Here is a 675-nt window from a genome sequence, read left to right as displayed (position 1 = left end):
CCCGACCCGCTTTACACCCGCTGCAACAGCGTCAACACTTCGTAATGTGCGGTGTGCGGAAACATATCAAAGATCTGAATTTTGATGATGCGATAGGCTTTCAGGCGCCCGATATCGGTGGCCATCGTTTCGGCATTACAGCTGGAATAGAGTATCCATGGCGGTGCCATTGTCTCCAGATACGCGCAAAGCTCGGCACCAATTCCGCGGCGCGGTGGATTGACCAGCACCAGCTCCGGCACGCTGCCCTCTCCGGTGGCAAAAGCGGTGGAGTCCAGTGCTGCAAAGCTCACCTGCTTCAGTCCCATCTGTGCCGCAGACCGCTGCGCACAGGCAATCGCTTCCTGACTGATCTCGATACCTGTCAGCTGCATCTCGGGCGTTGCACAGTGCAGACCAAACCCGCCCACACCGCAGAACAGATCCCACATAGCACTTACCTGTAATTCTCTCACCCAGACGCGCGCCGTGGCATACAGTTCGGCCGCCACCCGGGGATTTGTCTGAAAAAAGCTTTTCGGCAGTACTGACAGCGGCACGTCGTTGAGTTGTTCGGCAAGGACCTGATTATCCGTTAACGGGATCTCTTCCTCCCCCTCCATAATCGCCATCGCCACAGGTTGAATATTGGCAGAAATCACCGCCAGCTGGGGCAGTGCACGCTGAAGCTCGGGC

Annotated in this window: 1 protein-coding gene; it reads right to left on the bottom strand. The window is 57.0% G+C overall.

Translation table 11 applies throughout. The features are described from left to right. Positions 1 to 11: 11 nt before the first annotated feature. The coding region (locus tag WH277_RS00480) for a methyltransferase domain-containing protein (RefSeq protein WP_339503733.1) at positions 12 to 675 on the bottom strand (664 nt) is incomplete at its 5' end.

The sequence above is a fragment of the Erwinia sp. MYb416 genome (genome assembly GCF_037479575.1).
In the GTDB taxonomy this organism is placed as follows: Bacteria; Pseudomonadota; Gammaproteobacteria; order Enterobacterales; family Enterobacteriaceae; genus Erwinia; species Erwinia rhapontici.
The sequence above is the reverse complement of the archived record's forward strand: the minus strand, read 5'-3'. Positions and strand labels throughout refer to the sequence as shown.